This is a genomic window from Enterocloster sp. OA13 (assembly GCF_022440595.1).
Lineage (GTDB): Bacteria > Bacillota > Clostridia > Lachnospirales > Lachnospiraceae > Enterocloster > Enterocloster hominis.
This window is the reverse complement of record NZ_JAKNTF010000001.1, coordinates 310,260-326,485: the sequence shown is the minus strand read 5'-3', so window position 1 is coordinate 326,485 and position 16,226 is coordinate 310,260. Positions and strand designations below refer to the sequence as shown.

The 16,226-nt window shown below is 42.8% G+C and carries 18 protein-coding genes and 1 pseudogene; all 19 read right to left on the bottom strand.

The window, feature by feature from the left end; translation table 11 throughout:
* Positions 1-452 precede the first annotated feature (452 nt).
* Positions 453-881 carry a peptidase M14 gene (locus MCJ35_RS01520; RefSeq protein ID WP_235957562.1) on the bottom strand — a complete coding sequence of 143 codons (429 nt, stop codon included), beginning with the start codon at positions 879-881 and terminating at the stop codon, positions 453-455.
* Positions 882-982: 101 nt separating this feature from the next.
* The gene (locus tag MCJ35_RS01515) at positions 983-1,540 is read right to left on the bottom strand and encodes a DpnD/PcfM family protein (protein ID WP_233458273.1); all 558 of its coding nucleotides are present in this window, start codon (positions 1,538-1,540) and stop codon (positions 983-985) included.
* Positions 1,541-1,704: 164 nt separating this feature from the next.
* A complete protein-coding gene (locus MCJ35_RS01510; RefSeq protein WP_235985677.1) occupies positions 1,705-3,102 on the bottom strand; it encodes a C40 family peptidase in 1,398 nt (465 codons plus the stop codon).
* Between the two features lie 808 nt (positions 3,103-3,910).
* Entirely contained in the window at positions 3,911-4,411 is a 501-nt protein-coding gene (locus MCJ35_RS01505; protein ID WP_233458274.1) for a hypothetical protein, read from the bottom strand.
* Between the two features lie 177 nt (positions 4,412-4,588).
* The gene (locus MCJ35_RS01500; RefSeq protein ID WP_006567781.1) at positions 4,589-4,987 is read right to left on the bottom strand and encodes a HEPN domain-containing protein; all 399 of its coding nucleotides are present in this window, start codon (positions 4,985-4,987) and stop codon (positions 4,589-4,591) included.
* The gene (locus MCJ35_RS01495) at positions 4,975-5,304 is read right to left on the bottom strand and encodes a nucleotidyltransferase domain-containing protein (RefSeq protein ID WP_006567782.1); all 330 of its coding nucleotides are present in this window, start codon (positions 5,302-5,304) and stop codon (positions 4,975-4,977) included. The genes MCJ35_RS01500 and MCJ35_RS01495 overlap by 13 nt, the downstream gene beginning before the upstream one ends.
* A gap of 81 nt (positions 5,305-5,385) precedes the next feature.
* Positions 5,386-6,255 carry a JAB domain-containing protein gene (locus MCJ35_RS01490; protein WP_024739150.1) on the bottom strand — a complete coding sequence of 290 codons (870 nt, stop codon included), beginning with the start codon at positions 6,253-6,255 and terminating at the stop codon, positions 5,386-5,388.
* A complete protein-coding gene (locus tag MCJ35_RS01485) occupies positions 6,212-6,367 on the bottom strand; it encodes a hypothetical protein (RefSeq protein WP_006567784.1) in 156 nt (51 codons plus the stop codon). Before MCJ35_RS01485 ends, MCJ35_RS01490 begins: the two co-directional genes overlap by 44 nt.
* A complete protein-coding gene (locus MCJ35_RS01480) occupies positions 6,368-7,057 on the bottom strand; it encodes a hypothetical protein (protein ID WP_006567785.1) in 690 nt (229 codons plus the stop codon). It lies immediately after the preceding gene.
* A gap of 5 nt (positions 7,058-7,062) precedes the next feature.
* A complete protein-coding gene (locus MCJ35_RS01475; protein WP_006567786.1) occupies positions 7,063-7,842 on the bottom strand; it encodes a DUF6674 family protein in 780 nt (259 codons plus the stop codon).
* A gap of 12 nt (positions 7,843-7,854) precedes the next feature.
* Entirely contained in the window at positions 7,855-8,535 is a 681-nt protein-coding gene (locus MCJ35_RS01470; protein WP_240299330.1) for a hypothetical protein, read from the bottom strand.
* Between the two features lie 121 nt (positions 8,536-8,656).
* Complete coding sequence (locus MCJ35_RS01465) at positions 8,657-9,082, bottom strand: DUF4313 domain-containing protein (protein ID WP_024739152.1); 426 nt, start codon at positions 9,080-9,082, stop codon at positions 8,657-8,659.
* Positions 9,083-9,099: 17 nt separating this feature from the next.
* Positions 9,100-11,496, bottom strand: coding sequence for a VirB4-like conjugal transfer ATPase, CD1110 family (locus MCJ35_RS01460; protein WP_006567789.1), 2,397 nt, complete (start codon positions 11,494-11,496; stop codon positions 9,100-9,102).
* A gap of 111 nt (positions 11,497-11,607) precedes the next feature.
* The gene (locus MCJ35_RS01455; RefSeq protein WP_006567790.1) at positions 11,608-12,102 is read right to left on the bottom strand and encodes a PrgI family protein; all 495 of its coding nucleotides are present in this window, start codon (positions 12,100-12,102) and stop codon (positions 11,608-11,610) included.
* Complete coding sequence (locus tag MCJ35_RS01450; protein ID WP_006567791.1) at positions 12,103-13,071, bottom strand: DNA-methyltransferase; 969 nt, start codon at positions 13,069-13,071, stop codon at positions 12,103-12,105. It abuts the gene before it with no gap.
* A gap of 18 nt (positions 13,072-13,089) precedes the next feature.
* Positions 13,090-13,932 carry a hypothetical protein gene (locus MCJ35_RS01445; RefSeq protein WP_006567792.1) on the bottom strand — a complete coding sequence of 281 codons (843 nt, stop codon included), beginning with the start codon at positions 13,930-13,932 and terminating at the stop codon, positions 13,090-13,092.
* 101 nt (positions 13,933-14,033) lie between these two features.
* The gene (locus tag MCJ35_RS01440) at positions 14,034-14,702 is read right to left on the bottom strand and encodes a hypothetical protein (protein WP_006567793.1); all 669 of its coding nucleotides are present in this window, start codon (positions 14,700-14,702) and stop codon (positions 14,034-14,036) included.
* Positions 14,703-14,737: 35 nt separating this feature from the next.
* The gene (locus MCJ35_RS01435; RefSeq protein WP_025531137.1) at positions 14,738-15,037 is read right to left on the bottom strand and encodes a hypothetical protein; all 300 of its coding nucleotides are present in this window, start codon (positions 15,035-15,037) and stop codon (positions 14,738-14,740) included.
* A 619-nt stretch (positions 15,038-15,656) separates the two neighbouring features.
* Positions 15,657-16,077, bottom strand: a pseudogene (locus MCJ35_RS32490) (type IV secretory system conjugative DNA transfer family protein); the annotation flags it as partial.
* Between the last annotated feature and the right edge of the window lie 149 nt (positions 16,078-16,226).

Here is a 16,226-nt window from a genome sequence, read left to right as displayed (position 1 = left end):
CCATTATAGCACGTACATATGTTCTCGTAAAGTTTTTTATTGCTATCCTGAAATTATTTTCTTCCTGATATTGTTCTGGAAATAGCCTCTTTGCAAAAGCAGGAGCATTTTCTTCATTGATTTCCCATATCCAAGGCATAACCCTTCCGCCGGTGCTTTTGATATCATAGACATACTGCGCACCTCCCAGCATCTCAATGGGAAATGTTGCGATTCCAATCTCACCGCCCCTGACATAACGCTTTGCTTTCTTCCAGTCTGAAAATCCCAGGAGGATTTCTGCCTCCGGGTATTGTTCGTAAATGATACATGTATTCAAAAAGTCAAAACGATATAAATTCCCCCTGGCAGAAAACTCCAGATATTTTCTCCACTGTTCACCGTCACGCGAGATATCAAAAATTGCAATATCATACAAATCTGATACCTTCATGGTGTGCTGATCCATAGGTTCACCTTCTTTCCCGGTCTGCCATAGTAAATAAACTCATCTGTTCCATTTTGGGTTCTATTTTCTCTGGGCTGCTTTCAATAATCTGTCTGTATTTTTTAAAATCAGGTATCTCACGGTGCCTTCTCATAATGACAAAATCCTGGTTCCTGATTGCATCCTCCAATTCCCTTACATTTCTTAATGCATTTCTGATTTCAAGCCCATTATCCATTTTAGGACTTAGTTCCAGTCCGCATAAATACTGATAGTCCACATCGTCCCTACATTGACGGAAGATACCAACGGCTGCCCAATAAATCTTTTCCGCCTGTACCATAAAATGTTCCGGCAGCTTCTCCGGTGTCTTTCGGTGGTAAATTTCTGGAAATTCCCCTGCCTCCTTCATATCATACTTCGCGCTAATGATATGGTTTCTTAACAGGTTCATATTTTGCCCGTCAGTATAATAAGGATCACTGCCTCCACTTAATAGTTCCTTGTCCCAGCGGCAAAAAGAGTCTTCCAGTCTTTCTTTTAATGTTTCCCTACTCATCTCCCACCCATATTCCGCGGCTTTTCCCGATGGATACCCACCATTGACAAGGTTACACCCCGCAGGTCGCTGTAATCCAATACATAACCACTTTTTGCGTCCGAATAATTGTCATGTGCCTCTGATAAGGATGATTCCATGCTCTGTGCCCTGACCGTCACTATTTTACTTAATGTTTCGGTTATGCGGATATCATAATCCTGTTCTTTGGTATCGCTTATATAAACAACTTGCTTCTCCCCACATTCTTCTATCCCAAAACGCCCACTCAATTCTTCCAGTAATGTATCTGCAGGCTTCCCTAGCATATCTCTGGATTTTATTTCTGGTATATAGAATTTACCATCATCACACTGGAAAAATGGGATTTTCTCTCCATCCTTTTCTACTCCCAAGACTAGCTGCCTGTTTATCATACCTTCCTGCAGACCGTCCAGAAACGCCTCCCGTGCCTCCCACAGCCCCATCCAGGCTTTATACAGTATTACATGGTATTCCCCTTTCATCCTGACCTTTTCAAGATAATAAAAATTGTCCTCCATATAGTCAGACATTGGCATTCTCCTTTCAAAAAGGCAGTCTTGCCGACTGCCCTCAATTTTTTCTTCATTTCTTATTGATTTCTTCTTTTCATTTACAGCATGTTTATCCCTCCTCAGTTTCATTACCTTTAAATTACATTACGATTAGAACTTCAAAGCAAATTTGTATGCTGATGCTACCGACATGGCCTTCCATACAAACCGATGTTAGACGGAACCAATGGCCGGTAAACCACGCCATATGCTGTCCCTCGTGCGTCCACCTGCATCCCATTTCCTACATAAATCGCCACATGCCCAATAGACATAAATTCCCCCGCATTTGTATCACGGGAATGGAAGATCAAATCTCCTGGCCGTAGTTCATTTTCACTAACCTGTAGACCATTGTCTACAATATACTGTCCCTGTGTTGATGCAACGGATGGAAGGTTTATACCAAATTCTGCATATAACCTCTGTACCAGAGAACTGCAGTCATAATATCCTTCCTCATACCGCAAATCCTGGCTATACTGGCAGCCAACCTTATCTAACGCCGCAAGTGCCACCTGCTCGCCAATGCCGCTTGCAGGCATACTGTGCAGGAATTCGTCACTCATGACCTCACGCAGCAACTTCTCCTGACTGGGTGTCAGTTTGCCAAGTTCAATATAATCTTCATAGGTAAGGTTGTACACATATAATGAGGTGTGTGTTACTTCCACCGTGTTGCTGCCATTGGAATCAGCCAAAAATACCTCCATATCCTGATGTCCAAAATTCTGGGCTGTCCCATGGTCTCCAAAATACATATCAAAGTCTACACCATAACGGTCAAAATCTCCGGTATCCTCCACCACATATTCCTTTCCGCCTGCTATGATATGTGTCCCCATAGGAAGCGTGGGATTATAAGCATCAACGGCCAGGGTGTGGTCTGCTTTCGGCATGACGCCGCTTGCCGTAGGACCTCCCGACCATTGGCCACAGCAGATAGAACAGTTGCAATAACCACTGAATGTCATGATTCCAAGGCTTTCACCGGCCCGGATCGTATCTGTCACTGTCTCAGATGCAAAGTGGTTCATTTCATCAAAAATCTCCTTTAAGTGCTTTTTATTCTTATCACTCATGACGGTTGAGAAATTTCCCTGCCCGGTTCCATAACGCACCATATATACCATCATCACATCGGTAAAATTGCTACGAGCCACGCCACTCTGCATATTTTTGTAGGTTACATCCTCATCACTGTCTTCTTCCGCCGCCCTTACTTCCTCGTTAAATTCCCGGTAATACTCCGATAATACGCTTTGTACCGTATCCCCTTCCTGTAATGGTGGTAGAAAGAGAGCCAAAGGGGTGTTATACAGGATTACAATAATCAGGACAAAGGGCAAGGCAATCGTAACCAGCCCTCCCAATAACGGCCCCAACAGCCCCAGAAGATACAAAACAAGCTGTTTGACAACCAATCCAGCCCTCATGACGGCGATATCTTTTGCGGCTTTTGCAAAACTGTCCTTTTGTTCCTCACCGCTTAGCTTGTTCACCATGAAAGCATACATGCGCCTCCGGATAGCTTTTTTCATCCGGGTATTTTCCTGTTCCTTTTTTACCCTTCCTCGTCTTACTTCATTCTTTGAGGATATCTTCTCATCTTTTTTTCTGGTCTTTAATGTATCCCGGTCCTCTCCCGGCATTTGTTGACTTTGAAATCTGTCCTCAGACTTCTGGTCCACTGCTTCAGACCCTCGCTCCGTTCGTGTGAGGGTCACGGTATCTTTAAATCCAAAATCATAATCTTTCCGTTTAATATCCGGCCCGGAAACATTGTCTAAGTGAAACTTAGGATCTTTGCTGGCTTTTTGCTTCTGCTTTTCCCGGACAAAGTTCTCTTTTGGTTTCTCCTTACTCTTCCGCACTCCATCATCTTCAAAATCTGCGTTCTTCTCACTTCCAGCCAAATATCTGGGATAAGTTTCTTCCCTTGATTCCTGGCGTGATTCCTGACCTGACTTCTTTTTCTCTTGTCTGGGTTTCCTGTCTGTATTTTTATAATCCAGGGAACTCTCTTTCTTTCCTGGCTGCTTTCTAAACCCTGATACAGAATTCGCTGCAAGAACCGCACTTTTCTTATCTTCTTGTTCCTTCGGCTCTGATACAGGATGAATCTCCGTGGACTTCATGTGGATCTTTTTATCCGATAATGAGGCTTTTTCATCTATACCCCCGGAAACAATCTTTTTTCCAAGAAGTCCCGATGCAGAACTTTTTTCAGTTCCCAGGTAATTATGCGTTTGTAATTTTACTTCTGCGTCTGCCTTCAGCTTTATCTGTGCTTCTTTTTTACTTTTAAATCGGTTGTCAATGATTCGTATTCCTCCCTTCAGCTATTGCTCATATCTTTTTCACCTGATAATAGAGGCTTTCAAAGTGGAATCCTTTTACACCCTTTATTGCAGGACTGCAGAAACCAAAAGGAAGCTGATAATGTGGATCATACTTTTCTTTCAACATTTTGTATGCTTCCTCTGCCGACACATCCAGTTCCATGTATTCCGTTCCGTCAGGCATATACTTATCACTGAAAAGGACTACTTCTTCTAAAGTTCCTTTCTCAATCAGTTCACTAACTTCCTCCGGAGTAAGTAAAGTTCCACACTTCTCATATACTTCATCCTTGAGTTTCCGAAAATTGTATAACTCCCTGTCTTCCAGCATCATATAATCCCGTTCAAACAGGACGGCGATCTGATTTGGAAACACAATAGCCTCCACATTCATTTCCCTGCAGGCTGTCCGCGCTTCCCTTTCGGAACGGAATCGGTATTCTCTCGGTATTTCGATTTCAACCTCCCACTCATACAATTGAAATCCAATACTGAATCCAAATCTCATATTCTCAACCCACCTTTCTGCAAAAAACGGCTGCAAATTTTCGCAGCCGTTTTTCCAATAAAAAAAGTGGCCACTAGAAGCAACCACTTTTTCTTGTAATACATTCTTCAATTTTTATTTATCCACAGACCGTTTTCCAGACAGCCACAACGTACTGGTGCGCCTGTATTTTATCTCCTATAGAACATTTTTATCCTTTAAATATCTTTCAATCTCACCGATAAACTCCTTTGCCTTTTCAATCTGCTCCTCTGCGTCTTGCCTTGAGGCAATGAAAAAATCCGAGTAATCCGATTGTTCACGCATGATAGAGGCATTTTTGATTATTTTAGAAGTCTCCTTCGCAAAAATCCCAGTTTTCACGAAATTTTGGTTAAAATACGCAATCACGCCGCTATGTTTACTGGAATCAAATCCTTCCAGTGCTGTAATGGCACGCATGGCATGAAAAATAGAATAGTAGGAACGGTTCAGCGATGGTTTATACATACCGCCTGACAACATTTCTTTTGCCGCAGCTAAATCCTCTAACGCACGCTGGTAACGGTACTTTGCTAATGTCTCTAAGCTGCCCACAGTACCACCCCTTCTTCCTTCACGTTCTTATAGAATGGTAAAGTATCCTCCCACTCCAAAAAGTTTTTATAGTCAATATACAGAATGGAAAAGACCTGATCATATTCCAAATCCATATCCACCGCCAGGTCCACCATACGGTCATGCATCTCTTTTGTTTCTTTTCCGTTCAGTAGAACTGCTATATCAATATCCGATTCCTTTGTATTGGTTTTACGGGCAAATGAACCATATAGTAAAATACTTACCAATTTATCACCGTAAATATCACGCAGGCCCTTTACCAGCCTGTCAAACATTTCCTTATTCTTATCCACGCCGATTCCCTCCTGTCTTATCTTTTATATGGATATTGTACCGTATTTTTTGCTTTTATTCAATGCATATATGAAAGCCTGTTATCTGGCCTGCTTTCGCTCCTTTGGATTTTGTACCCCGTGCTGTACCGGTTCAATAATCTTCACTTCCGGCATCAGTCGTTTGATATCCTCAATTGCTTTCTGTACCAATGGGCTGTCACGATAATATGGGATAGAGTTGATAATATCCACATCCAGCCGGTTTGCTGACACCAGATCAAACTCACCGGAATAGATAGAATCATCGTCCTTGATTGTGAATCCAATCCCATTCCCCATGCACGCCATTTCTTCCGGGAGATTCCTGTATCGTTTCACAGCTTGTTCCAGGCTCCTGCACTGATACACTTTCCCCAACGAGGGAAACTCCATACATTCCGCCACGTAAAATGATATTGTGGGAATCGGCTTCTTTCCATACTCTACTCCGTTTTCTGCAGCTATTTCATTATATATTTTCTTCCCATCGGGCATCATATTCGCCTCCTTCATACTTAAATAGGTTTCCTTTCCTAATATAACGTGGTCTAACACAGTGATACCAATCAGTTCTCCACAAGCCACAAGCCTTTTAGTCATTAAAACGTCCTGTTTGGAAGGTGTGCAGTCCCCTGATGGGTGATTATGCATTAATATAACACTGGCCGCATTGGAAAGGATACTGGCTTTAAAGATTTCCCTCGGGGAGAGTATGCAGCTATTTAGTGTCCCCATGCTGGCTATATTTACGTTGATCACCTGCCCATTGGTCTTCAGGTTAAGGACGAAAAATAATTCCCTGTCAACAGAATCGAATTCCTTTAATAAGAGTTGGACTGCATCATTCGGATTTTGGATTTTATCCTCACTGTATATGGGTGGATCATCAACCAGACGAATACTTACCATTTTCAGCCCATTTGCCTTCATCCGCACCCCTCCTATCTATCACCAGTAACTCACCATCTTCAATACAGTTTATACGCATAGTAAGTTCGCTCTGTGTCAGTATTTCCACATTATTGTTATCCTGGCTATCCATCTATCTTTTTGCCTCCTTATGTGTTTGTATCTGTGTGCTACCGTATATTTTGTCCAGATACTTTTCTGCCGCTTCATCTATGGAAGAGTGAATATGGCGAGACACAGCAGAATACAGACTCAAACTGCCCTCGAAGGAATCTCCCCAATCGCGCCCATCGCGCACGGCCGACAATATTAAATCTGCTCTACTGGGTGGTATATCCGGATCAAAGTAAAGTTTATCCTCTAAGTACCCTATTTTGTTGTCACTCACAAATTTCTCCATAGCATCAAACTTTTGTTCCCAATCCCGTAAAGTTTCCATATTAAGAAGCTGCTTAGAGAAAAGTGGAATACTGCCATACTGTCTGACTGCCATGTACAGCCAGTCCATCTTTTCATTTTCTATGCGTATCACTTCAAATTCATCCCTTCCAGCCTCATTCTTCAGTATTTTTCGTTTCCTACCATATACCTGGCTTACGAAGGGATAGTCGTGCGAATTAAGGCCGCGGTAACACAATCTGTCAAAATCCGGGTCTGCAAGTTCAACCGTTGCAACTACACTGGCTTTGACTTCCTCAAAACGATCATGTTTCAAATCATCCAGATTAACAGATATCCATCTGCTTCTGTTTCCTGTCTTCAAAACCCTACACTCTATTGGAGGGAATAACTTTTGTACCCCGTTTACTTTCATTTCAGGCATGATGTTTATCTTCCTTTCCCATGTCCAGCCAATTTCATCTTTTCTTCCATACTGTCAGGAACTTTACTATCCCGTCCGGCTCTGTTATCCAAAGCCCTCTGCGTAAAACCGTCCAATGATTTCTGCATATTTTCTGTGTGCCCCGCCATACTTTTCACAATTTTCCCACAAAATTCTATGGCTTGCCTGATCTTTGCCACAATACCCTTATCGTAGTCATACTCAAAAACATCCGCTGCATCTTTCCCCATAAGAAGATTTTTAGCATTTTTCCGGTGTCCCTTCGCTGCGCTAAGTTCCATCCCAATATCCCCCATGGTCCGTGCTCCATCTTCCAGGTTTTTGGCAGATTGTTCCAGATGCTCATGAATTACCGACAGCGCCCTGCCTGCTTTTGATTTATCAATAAACGTGTATAGTGCCTGTTCTCCATAATACTTTACATGCCTCTTTACATGCCCCACTGCCTGTTTAATGCCTTCCGATACCTCATTTCTTAAAGCTCCCAGCCATACTTTCGCTGCGTGCACTCTATCTCCGGACGCCTTCACAAAATTGTCTATTTTAGCTTTCAGGGTTTTATCATTTAATTCGTCTAACTGCCCGCGCAGATACAGCAGTTCGTCCTGCATATCCTCAAAATACTTTTCCATCTGGTTAAAATACTGTAAAAAATCCTCCAGGTTCTGCGCCTGCGCGTCCATGCGGTTTTCCTCCATCATGGCAAACATTTCTTTTAAATGCGGCTGTTCCCCCAAGGGAACATTCAACGATACCTCCATCATAGCTGCCTCCTGTTATCTCTTTTTTTCTGATTTTCCTGAAATACTGCTTACCTTTTCCTTTTTATCCCGATTCTCTGCTTCAATCATACGTTCATTTATTTTTGCATCGTTAAAACACTCAAAGATTGCATCCAGGTCAATATCTTCCGGTTCAAGGACCTGGTAAGAGTTTACGAGGAAAAAAGCATGTTCGGATATCAAATCATAATCGGATTTTGGAATTGATGTTATCTCAAATTCATACTGTAACAGCTCCAAACAGGCGTTGAAAAGCTGTTCTGCCAGTGAATCCCCACGCTTATACAAAAGAGGGATTTCCGGATTCTCCTGCCAGGTCCGCACACTCCGCAGGATACAGTCCAATGTTTCTGTATTGCAGGACCATGTATCCGCTTCTTCTATCTTTCCCTTCTCGCAATGTTCTGGCACAACGGGTTCTGGATCTTCCAATGTTCCTTCGACAATCATCTGTAAAATATCCTTTCCTGTCCCTCCAGCCTTAAGGACCCGTGCCGCTGCCCGCATCTCATATGGATACAAGCACAATTTCTCTTGTGATAAATTCAGGACCTTAATCGCCGTTTCCTTGCTAAACTCAGACTGAATAGCAGAAAAAACATGATAATAGGAATCCAACCACTTCTCTACCGCTTTATTTTGCGGCAGTTCCCTAAAACCAGCATACTGCCCCATGGCAACACAGTCCTCCGCCCATTTCACCCAGGTCCTAAGTTCCCCGTCTGTTTGCAGTTCCAGCAGATGCTTTACTACTAACACAAAGATATCTCTATTCAACGATGTTCCTCCAATCTTTCTACCTCGTCTTTGGTGGTTTTTTATTTGCCTTTGTCTGCTCTGGTTTTGCCATTCCATTGATGGAGCAGTATCTCTCTACTCCTGCCCTGTCAAATTCCTCCAGGCGTTTAAGGTCAAACGCCACCTTATAATAACTTTCCATGCCCGAATAACCCATTTCCGGAAGCACCTTTCCAAGTTTGTGCTTTTTAATAAAGTCCAGTTTGCTTTTACTGGCAAAGGCGTCAATGTATGCCTCATTTCTTTCGACAGGCATATGAGCCAGATTGATGGTCAGATCAGCAAAAGATTCCTCATATCCCTCCTCCATATGGGTAAGACCGATATACAGTCTGTTGTCATAACGATAGGCATCAACTTCAAGCATCAGCTCCTCATGCCCAAATTCCCAATCATAACCCAATGTTTTTTTCTCTTCTTCCATTTCCTTACCTCTCATAATTATGAATACTGGTCATCCGTCTTTATTCCCTGTTTGTTTTTTTCATGAAGATTTGTATTGAACAAATCATATATGATATTATTCTTCTTTACCCTGGCATCAAAAGGAATAATGACTTCACCGTGTTTCAGGATTCCCATACCGGAATTACAGCCGTTCACGTATTTCAACTGTGCTTCCGGAATCCCCGCTACCCGTGAAAGCTCCTGGCTGTCCACATTTGCCTGTTTTAACAAAGCAATAAATTCAGAGTTCGCCAGCATGGTTACGGCTGTGTAATTCTGGAGCATATCAGAAATATTCTGGGTGATGGCGGTACACAAGCCGCCTTGTTTCCTTACTTTTTTCCACAGGGAATAGAGAAATTTTCCCGAATATTCACTGCGTCCAGAATGTTCCCCGGTTCCCAGCAACACATGGCACTCATCTATGTATAGCCATGTAGCTCTTCCTTTTTCTGCATTTCTGGCAATCCGTGCCCGGACATTTTCCAGCATGACCAGCATCGCAATCGCACTCAGCTCTTTTCCAAGATCACGGATTCCATAAACAATGAACCGGTTGTCTACGTCTAAATTGGTTTGATGGTTGAAAATATTCAAGGAACCGCTTACAAACAGCTCAAGCCCCAAGGCAATATCCCTGGCTTCCTCCTCTGGCTGCTTCATCAGCAGGTCATAAAAATCCGACATAACCGGCACATATTTTTCCTTGCTCATGGCAATATCCAGATACAGCTTACGGATACAACGGTCAATGATGGATTTATGCCGGCTGTTTAGCATTTCCGACATCGCCTGCTCACACAGACCAAGCATAAATTCGCCCTTATCTCGGATCAGTCCTTTACTGTCGGCAAGGTCCAATTCATTCACATCAAGCCAGAGCGGATTTATATAATTCTGGGTGTAATTTGACAGGTTGATGCATACACCCCCTAAGTTCTGGGCAATATCAAAATACTCCAGTGTCGGATCGATGACGATGATATCATCACCTGTCTGCAAATATACCCCCAACATCTCGGACTTACAGAAAAAGGATTTTCCACTGCCGGGTACGCCAAATACCATAGCGTTTCCATTGGTCAGTTTTTTCCGGTCTGCCACGCACAGGTTTTTAGAAATCCTGTTCGTTCCATAACATAAGCCCGTGGGTTCATAAATCTCCTGCACATTAAAAGGCATTAAAGCCGCGATATCCCGTGTAAGCATGGTGCGCATGGTTTCGACTTGTCGCACCCCTACGGGCAGAGCAGTATTTAATGCCTCTCGCTGTTGGAGATGATGTACCTCCATATTACAGAGATATTTGTTTCCTATCGTCTGGATTGTCTCTGTAATACTGTTAAGTTCTTCCCTGGTATCCGCAATCAGTACCATATTTACACCTGCAAAGAACAGGTTCTGGTCATTCTCCCGTACATCGTCCATCAACGCTTCCAGGGTTTTCTTTTCCACTTTCTTTCCATAACTGATGTCACTTGCAAAGTCATTGTTTTTATTACGGACACGCTGCTGGCGTAAAATATCTGACTCCACACCCAGATATTTTTTCTGCAATGTTCTTGTTGTCAGGTCCTTTGGCACAGGCACAATATCTATAGAGGTGATACTGTGTACAGGAACATTGGTAATTTCATTAATGAAAGTGTCCGGCAGGCTTGTCGGATACCTTCTGATGAATACAGCCCTGCAGATTTTCCGGTCTGTTTCAAAGTCATTCGGGGAATACTTAATCATGGAACCGCAGATATCATTTTTGTAATCTGTTTTACTTTTTACATACGCATCAAAATCAAAAGAAAATGTTTCTTCGTCACCAATGCGATAAAAATTATACAGAACCCGGAGCCGTTCCGCCGCGTCAAGCGGCTCCAACTTTGAGCCTATCGCATGGAATTCTTGCTGCATCCCTCCTTCAAAGGTATTAAAAAATGCTTTTGCCTGTTCATAATCTTTCCGTTCCACAGTAACCGTAAGAAAGCGTTCCTGTTCAATCCCCTGTTTTCCCGCTACAATCCGTTCCTCTACGATATCATTGTAAACGTCCCGAAGATGGTCATAGCCATCATCTTTATCTGGTATCAGGACATTCTGCCTGAACTGGCTCATGTTCCTGTTTTTGTTGTATATTGTAATCTTAAAAGCAACATCAATCGCATTAACCAGCTTGCAATACTGCTTTAAGATTTCATACTGGTCTCCCTCCGACACCGTGACATAATTTATGTCAGCAAAACGGTATACCCTGCTGTACCGGTTCTTTGTATTCTCAAAAATACCATCCTTTGCAATCCTCAGAATCTCAATCTGCTGCTGAACACTCTTCGGGGCTGCAAACAATGGTTTGTCCGCTTTTTTTAACTGTATGAAACGATCTGTAAAAATTCCCACTTCCGTAAACCTCCTTTAATCCAAGGCAGGCTACGGGAAGTAGTTTAGCGAATCCCGTAACCTGCTGGTCGCTAAACTACTTCCCACATATGTGGGATTATTTCATATCTTTTATTTCATGAGCCTAAAGGCAAGTATCCCTGCCACTGCCACAACTAAAGCCCCCACTGTCAGTAGGATCATGCGCTTTGCTTTTTTCTTTACCATGTTAAAATCCTCCTGTCCGTCAGACAGTCCTTTTTTTTCTTTTTTCTGCTGCTGTGTAGCAATTTTCTGCTCTTCTCCATAGGCGTCCTTTATCCAATCCACATTTTCCGTGGACTGGTATAAACAGGGCTTATTGAAAAAAGACATCTGGACCATTCTCCCCACCGTCTGCCAGAAACTAAGCCCATTGTGATTATAAAATCCTGTGAGTGCAATCGGCACCACAACAGGCGTTGCCAGATAGCACGCTAATGTCATGCCGATTTTATCGTATAAACCGAGTACAATTCCCGCTCCCGCCCCCAGGGATAGGACGCTGAATGTAAATTGCTTCACGGTCAGCCCCATCAGGAAGCTCTCCTTATAGTGCTGTAAATCCCTGCTGATTTCGATATCCATTTATCTCACCTTACCTTTCTTTACATTTTCAATCCTCTTTTTCCCCTCTTCAAAATATTCCTGACTAATCTCAATTGAGATGGAATCCCGTTCTGATTCAAGGGCAGCTTCCGCAAGGGCAAAGGAACCAGCATATTGGTCCAATACCAGTTCTTTTTTATCTGTAACAAATTCCAGTATCTGTTTTAGCAGTTCCACCGGCTTCTCCGATTGATGAACCCTATCAGCTTTTGAGATTGGCTGAATGTCAAAAGCCGTAGGAAGCATCCCTTTCGCTCCGGACATATAGTGTTTCATCTCCGGTTCTGCCTTGTCCTTCTTTGCGTCCGGTCGCATATCACGCGCACGTCCTTTTGAAAAGAGCAGGATATCCTCAGTATTTTTTGCCTTCCGCCCCGTATTGGCAACGATTGTACCCTTCCGCCATGCCACCTTCGCGTAATATTCAAAGCCGCTTTCCTTCGCCATGGCCTTCACCTGGTAAAGATATTCGTAATTATCACCGTTTTCCTCCGGCAGAAACTCCACGAGGAAGTGCCCCTTCTTTAGAACACGGAATTTTTCGTCCAAATCCTGCTGTGTGTACTGGAACAAATCATAGGAGGCAAAGTCCCGGTTTCCCCCTTTTAAACTTTTTTTCAGCAGATATGGGTGGTCAGTGATAATTGCGTCAATGCTGTTATCCTCAAGGAAACTCAGATCACGTCCATTTCCCTGTATGAGCATGCAGGTAATATCCTCATTCTCTGCATTTTTCTTCGTAACCGTATAGACGCCTTTGGCAACCCGTTTAAAAAGACCTTTATTAATCCCTTCGTAGATACGCGCCCGGATGCTGGGTTCCTTTACATCCTTTTCCGCATACTGGTATACACATTCCTTTGCATCTTTCAGGGAAAATTGCTCCACGTCTGCGAAATACTCAAATAGCGTCATTTGTATGCTTTTATCCTGCGCCGCTGTTTCCACACCCAAAGCCTCCTTTACTTACAGCCCCAGGGCCTTGCTTGTCAGGCTCTGGGCGCCCTTTACACTTCCCACAGTCAGGGCAACCGTGAATGTCATTTCTCCCAGATAGATCAAAGTCTTTGTCCAATCTGCATAGTCTCCTGTAAATTGTGGTAATCCTGAACTGATAAACGTATTGCAAAGAATAATCGCCAAAGCCATAGTCACCGCCTCAAAAACTACGCTTATGAAATACTTCGTAAACTGTACGCTTGTGGCACTCACTCCCCGATTTCCTGCAACCGTTGCATAAGCGATACTGCCAAACGGTACGATTACAAGTATTTTTAAAAATCGGAAATAAACATTATAAATAAGGAAAAATCCGCAGATCAAAATAATCAGGCTTAAAAATACCGCCAGGATTAAAAATACAAGGCTTTCCACAAATCCCAGATTCTTGATAATATCTGCCTGCGCCGGGTCTATCGTAACCTGTGTGGCTTCACTCCCTCCAATCAGTCCGACAAGATTCCCAACACTTGTAAATATGGCTTTCATAATATCGACGTTGTATACCACCAGCCACTGCGCGATTCCAATCCTGATCAACATACGGAGAATCACTTCAAACCGCATCTCTTCCCGCACATCTACACTTTCCGAACAAAAACCAATCACAAAAAATAAAACAACCAGGCTTGAACCAACAGCAACGAAAATCGGTTCAATCCCGGTTATAACTCCCCATGGGCCGCCTCCTTTGAAAGAAGTCGGGGACTGCCCCAGCAGTTCAAACACCATGTTCACCTGCCCGTTCCAAAAGCCGAACACGACCTCAAGAAGCGAAAGGATTGCCTCGCCCAAATTAAAAATATCCATTTACCATCACCTCATTTCCGTATTTGGATATTATGATTACTAGAGTATCATTTAAAATAATTCTTTTGAAAGAACAAAAGCCTTGAAATTTGTTTGCATCACTACCTCCTTAGATGCGGCAGCTTATATTTACCCGTCTCCGTGTAAAACTCCGGAAGTGCATACCCCGGTGCGAGCAGTGAATTGTCCGATTTAATTAATCCTTTATCCAACATATCATTGATAACTTCAGCCGTTTTCAAATGAAAAAAACTAATGGCATCATAACCAACACAGATAAGAATATCCTCCTTAAATTCAGCCATAGGATTGTATAACCATGTTTTTTCACACTTTTCGTGATTTAATTTCATGGCTTCGATTACCTTTTCCTCGTATGCTTCCAGGTTTTTCTCATAATAATCTTTCGCTTCAAGTTCAGTAAGAATATAGGCTGCTTGCAAATCAATGGCCCCTTTATAGTGAAAGGTTTTACCGTTCCGCAATTTTTTCGCTATATCAGCCAGTGAGTCAGGATATATATTACCCGATATCTCCAAATCCCTTATCCGCAAATGTTCCTCTCCCTTTGCAACATAAAACTCGTTTGCATGATATCCTAATTGAGTATAGAAATTTGGGTTTTTTTCTCTGTAATCGGTATCCACCTGGAATCCCAGGCTTATGAATAAATTTTTACACTCTTCTCTACATTCCTGACTGGCTTTTGCCTTTTCAAGTAAATTGTCTCCTATATCAACAAAAAAAACTACGCGCCTTAACTCCAGCATAGTGTTCCCTCCACGTTTTCATTAAAACAGCACAATCAACTGATACCCAGGAACGTGAGGACTGTACTAATCCCCGCCATAATCAAGCCGGCAACGATGCCCTTTATCGCAGAATTCATGGAACTCGAATCCTGCTGCTGGTAAGACTGGGCAAACTCCATTACGTTTTTTGCAAGGATAATCACGCCAACGGCACCTATGATGGCAATTACGAGATTCTTCAGATTATTCAAAGGTGCCGTCACCACTTCCGCGCCAGACGCATATACATTTGTTGTATATAACATGGTTGCCATGGCTGCCCCAGCGGTTATACTGCTGATTCTGTTAATCATTTTTTTTGCTTTTTTCTTTTTTTCAGTCAAATTCTTCACTTAAAATCTCCTTTTCTTTAAAAAAGGGCGCAAAAATAGCAGGTATAAAAGAACCTGCTGCGTGCGCCCTCTATTTTTTGCAACAGATTCCCATATATCTGCCATCTTAGGCATAAGAAATATAGGGAAAATTAAGATTCTTGATGGCCGGTCAGTTGTTCGCGTATTTCACGCATTTGTCCGGCACTTTTATCTGATTTAAAGTAAGTCAATATATCCTGGTAGGAAAGACCTCCTACCAATCCAAGACGTATTTCTTCTAACTGCTCTAATGTATAATCATTATTTATTAGCATTTCATTAAACTGCTCTTCTGTAATCTGTCCCAAATCCTGCTTTTCTATATTCTCGATTTCAGTTATTTTGCGGTTCTTTTTCAGTTCATCTTCTGAAAATATCTTTGCCGGCATATCAGGTTCCTGCAATGACAGCAATTCGTCCAGTGTTATTTCATCTATCTGAACATTCAGCCCCTGGTCCCTCTGGCGTTCATAATATTCAAAAGACTGCCGGTTCAGCAATTCGCAGGCTGGCACTGTACTTTTCTCACGGATTGGTGTATGATGATATGGTGGTGCGCCTCCATCAAACGTCTCCTTGAAAAGAGGATGCGCCGGGGTATTGTATTTTGAATCTACAATCGGGTCAAATCCCCGGATAAAGATCAGGCACTTTTTATTATCCAGCTTTCTGGCCTCATCCGGTGTCAGTAGTTCCCTTCCCAGCACATCAAAGTTCCGGCTGCTGCTGCCATTTTTTCCTCTTGTTTCACCAGAACTCCGCTTATCTACCGTAGCCTTCCCGAGCATCTTAGAAATATAATCGTGTGTACTCTGTTCATTCCCGCCAAGGTAGACCAAAGTGTCACAGTTCCCCGGGATGACCTCCCATGTCTTTTCAAACAATGCTTTAATCTGCGCAAGGTTCTGTATAATAATGATCGATGAAATTTCTCGTGACCTCATGGTACTAAGTAAACTGCAATAATCATCCGGTAATGCAAATGGCAATAGGTAAACCTCTGGCACTGCCGCCTCGGGTTTTTCCCCTGCCCCGCACCGTGCATGATAGTTTCCCATCACACGGCGCTCCCCCGACTAAGAACATAATCTCTTAGTATCGGCTTGAGGCTATCCCTCCACCGCTTATT

What these genes read in the sequence shown, in the direction of transcription:
- MCJ35_RS01520 (WP_235957562.1), bottom strand. Translation starts at nt 881, where the DNA reads ATGAACCTGTTAAGAAACCATATCATTAGCGCGAAGTATGATATGAAG.
- MCJ35_RS01515 (WP_233458273.1), bottom strand. Translation starts at nt 1,540, where the DNA reads ATGTCTGACTATATGGAGGACAATTTTTATTATCTTGAAAAGGTCAGG.
- MCJ35_RS01510 (WP_235985677.1), bottom strand. Translation starts at nt 3,102, where the DNA reads ATGAAAAAAGCTATCCGGAGGCGCATGTATGCTTTCATGGTGAACAAG.
- MCJ35_RS01505 (WP_233458274.1), bottom strand. Translation starts at nt 4,411, where the DNA reads ATGAGATTTGGATTCAGTATTGGATTTCAATTGTATGAGTGGGAGGTT.
- MCJ35_RS01490 (WP_024739150.1), bottom strand. Translation starts at nt 6,255, where the DNA reads ATGAAGGCAAATGGGCTGAAAATGGTAAGTATTCGTCTGGTTGATGAT.
- MCJ35_RS01485 (WP_006567784.1), bottom strand. Translation starts at nt 6,367, where the DNA reads ATGGATAGCCAGGATAACAATAATGTGGAAATACTGACACAGAGCGAA.
- MCJ35_RS01480 (WP_006567785.1), bottom strand. Translation starts at nt 7,057, where the DNA reads ATGCCTGAAATGAAAGTAAACGGGGTACAAAAGTTATTCCCTCCAATA.
- MCJ35_RS01475 (WP_006567786.1), bottom strand. Translation starts at nt 7,842, where the DNA reads ATGATGGAGGTATCGTTGAATGTTCCCTTGGGGGAACAGCCGCATTTA.
- MCJ35_RS01470 (WP_240299330.1), bottom strand. Translation starts at nt 8,535, where the DNA reads ATGGGGCAGTATGCTGGTTTTAGGGAACTGCCGCAAAATAAAGCGGTA.
- MCJ35_RS01465 (WP_024739152.1), bottom strand. Translation starts at nt 9,082, where the DNA reads ATGGAAGAAGAGAAAAAAACATTGGGTTATGATTGGGAATTTGGGCAT.
- MCJ35_RS01455 (WP_006567790.1), bottom strand. Translation starts at nt 12,102, where the DNA reads ATGGATATCGAAATCAGCAGGGATTTACAGCACTATAAGGAGAGCTTC.
- MCJ35_RS01445 (WP_006567792.1), bottom strand. Translation starts at nt 13,932, where the DNA reads ATGGATATTTTTAATTTGGGCGAGGCAATCCTTTCGCTTCTTGAGGTC.
- MCJ35_RS01440 (WP_006567793.1), bottom strand. Translation starts at nt 14,702, where the DNA reads ATGCTGGAGTTAAGGCGCGTAGTTTTTTTTGTTGATATAGGAGACAAT.
- MCJ35_RS01435 (WP_025531137.1), bottom strand. Translation starts at nt 15,037, where the DNA reads ATGATTAACAGAATCAGCAGTATAACCGCTGGGGCAGCCATGGCAACC.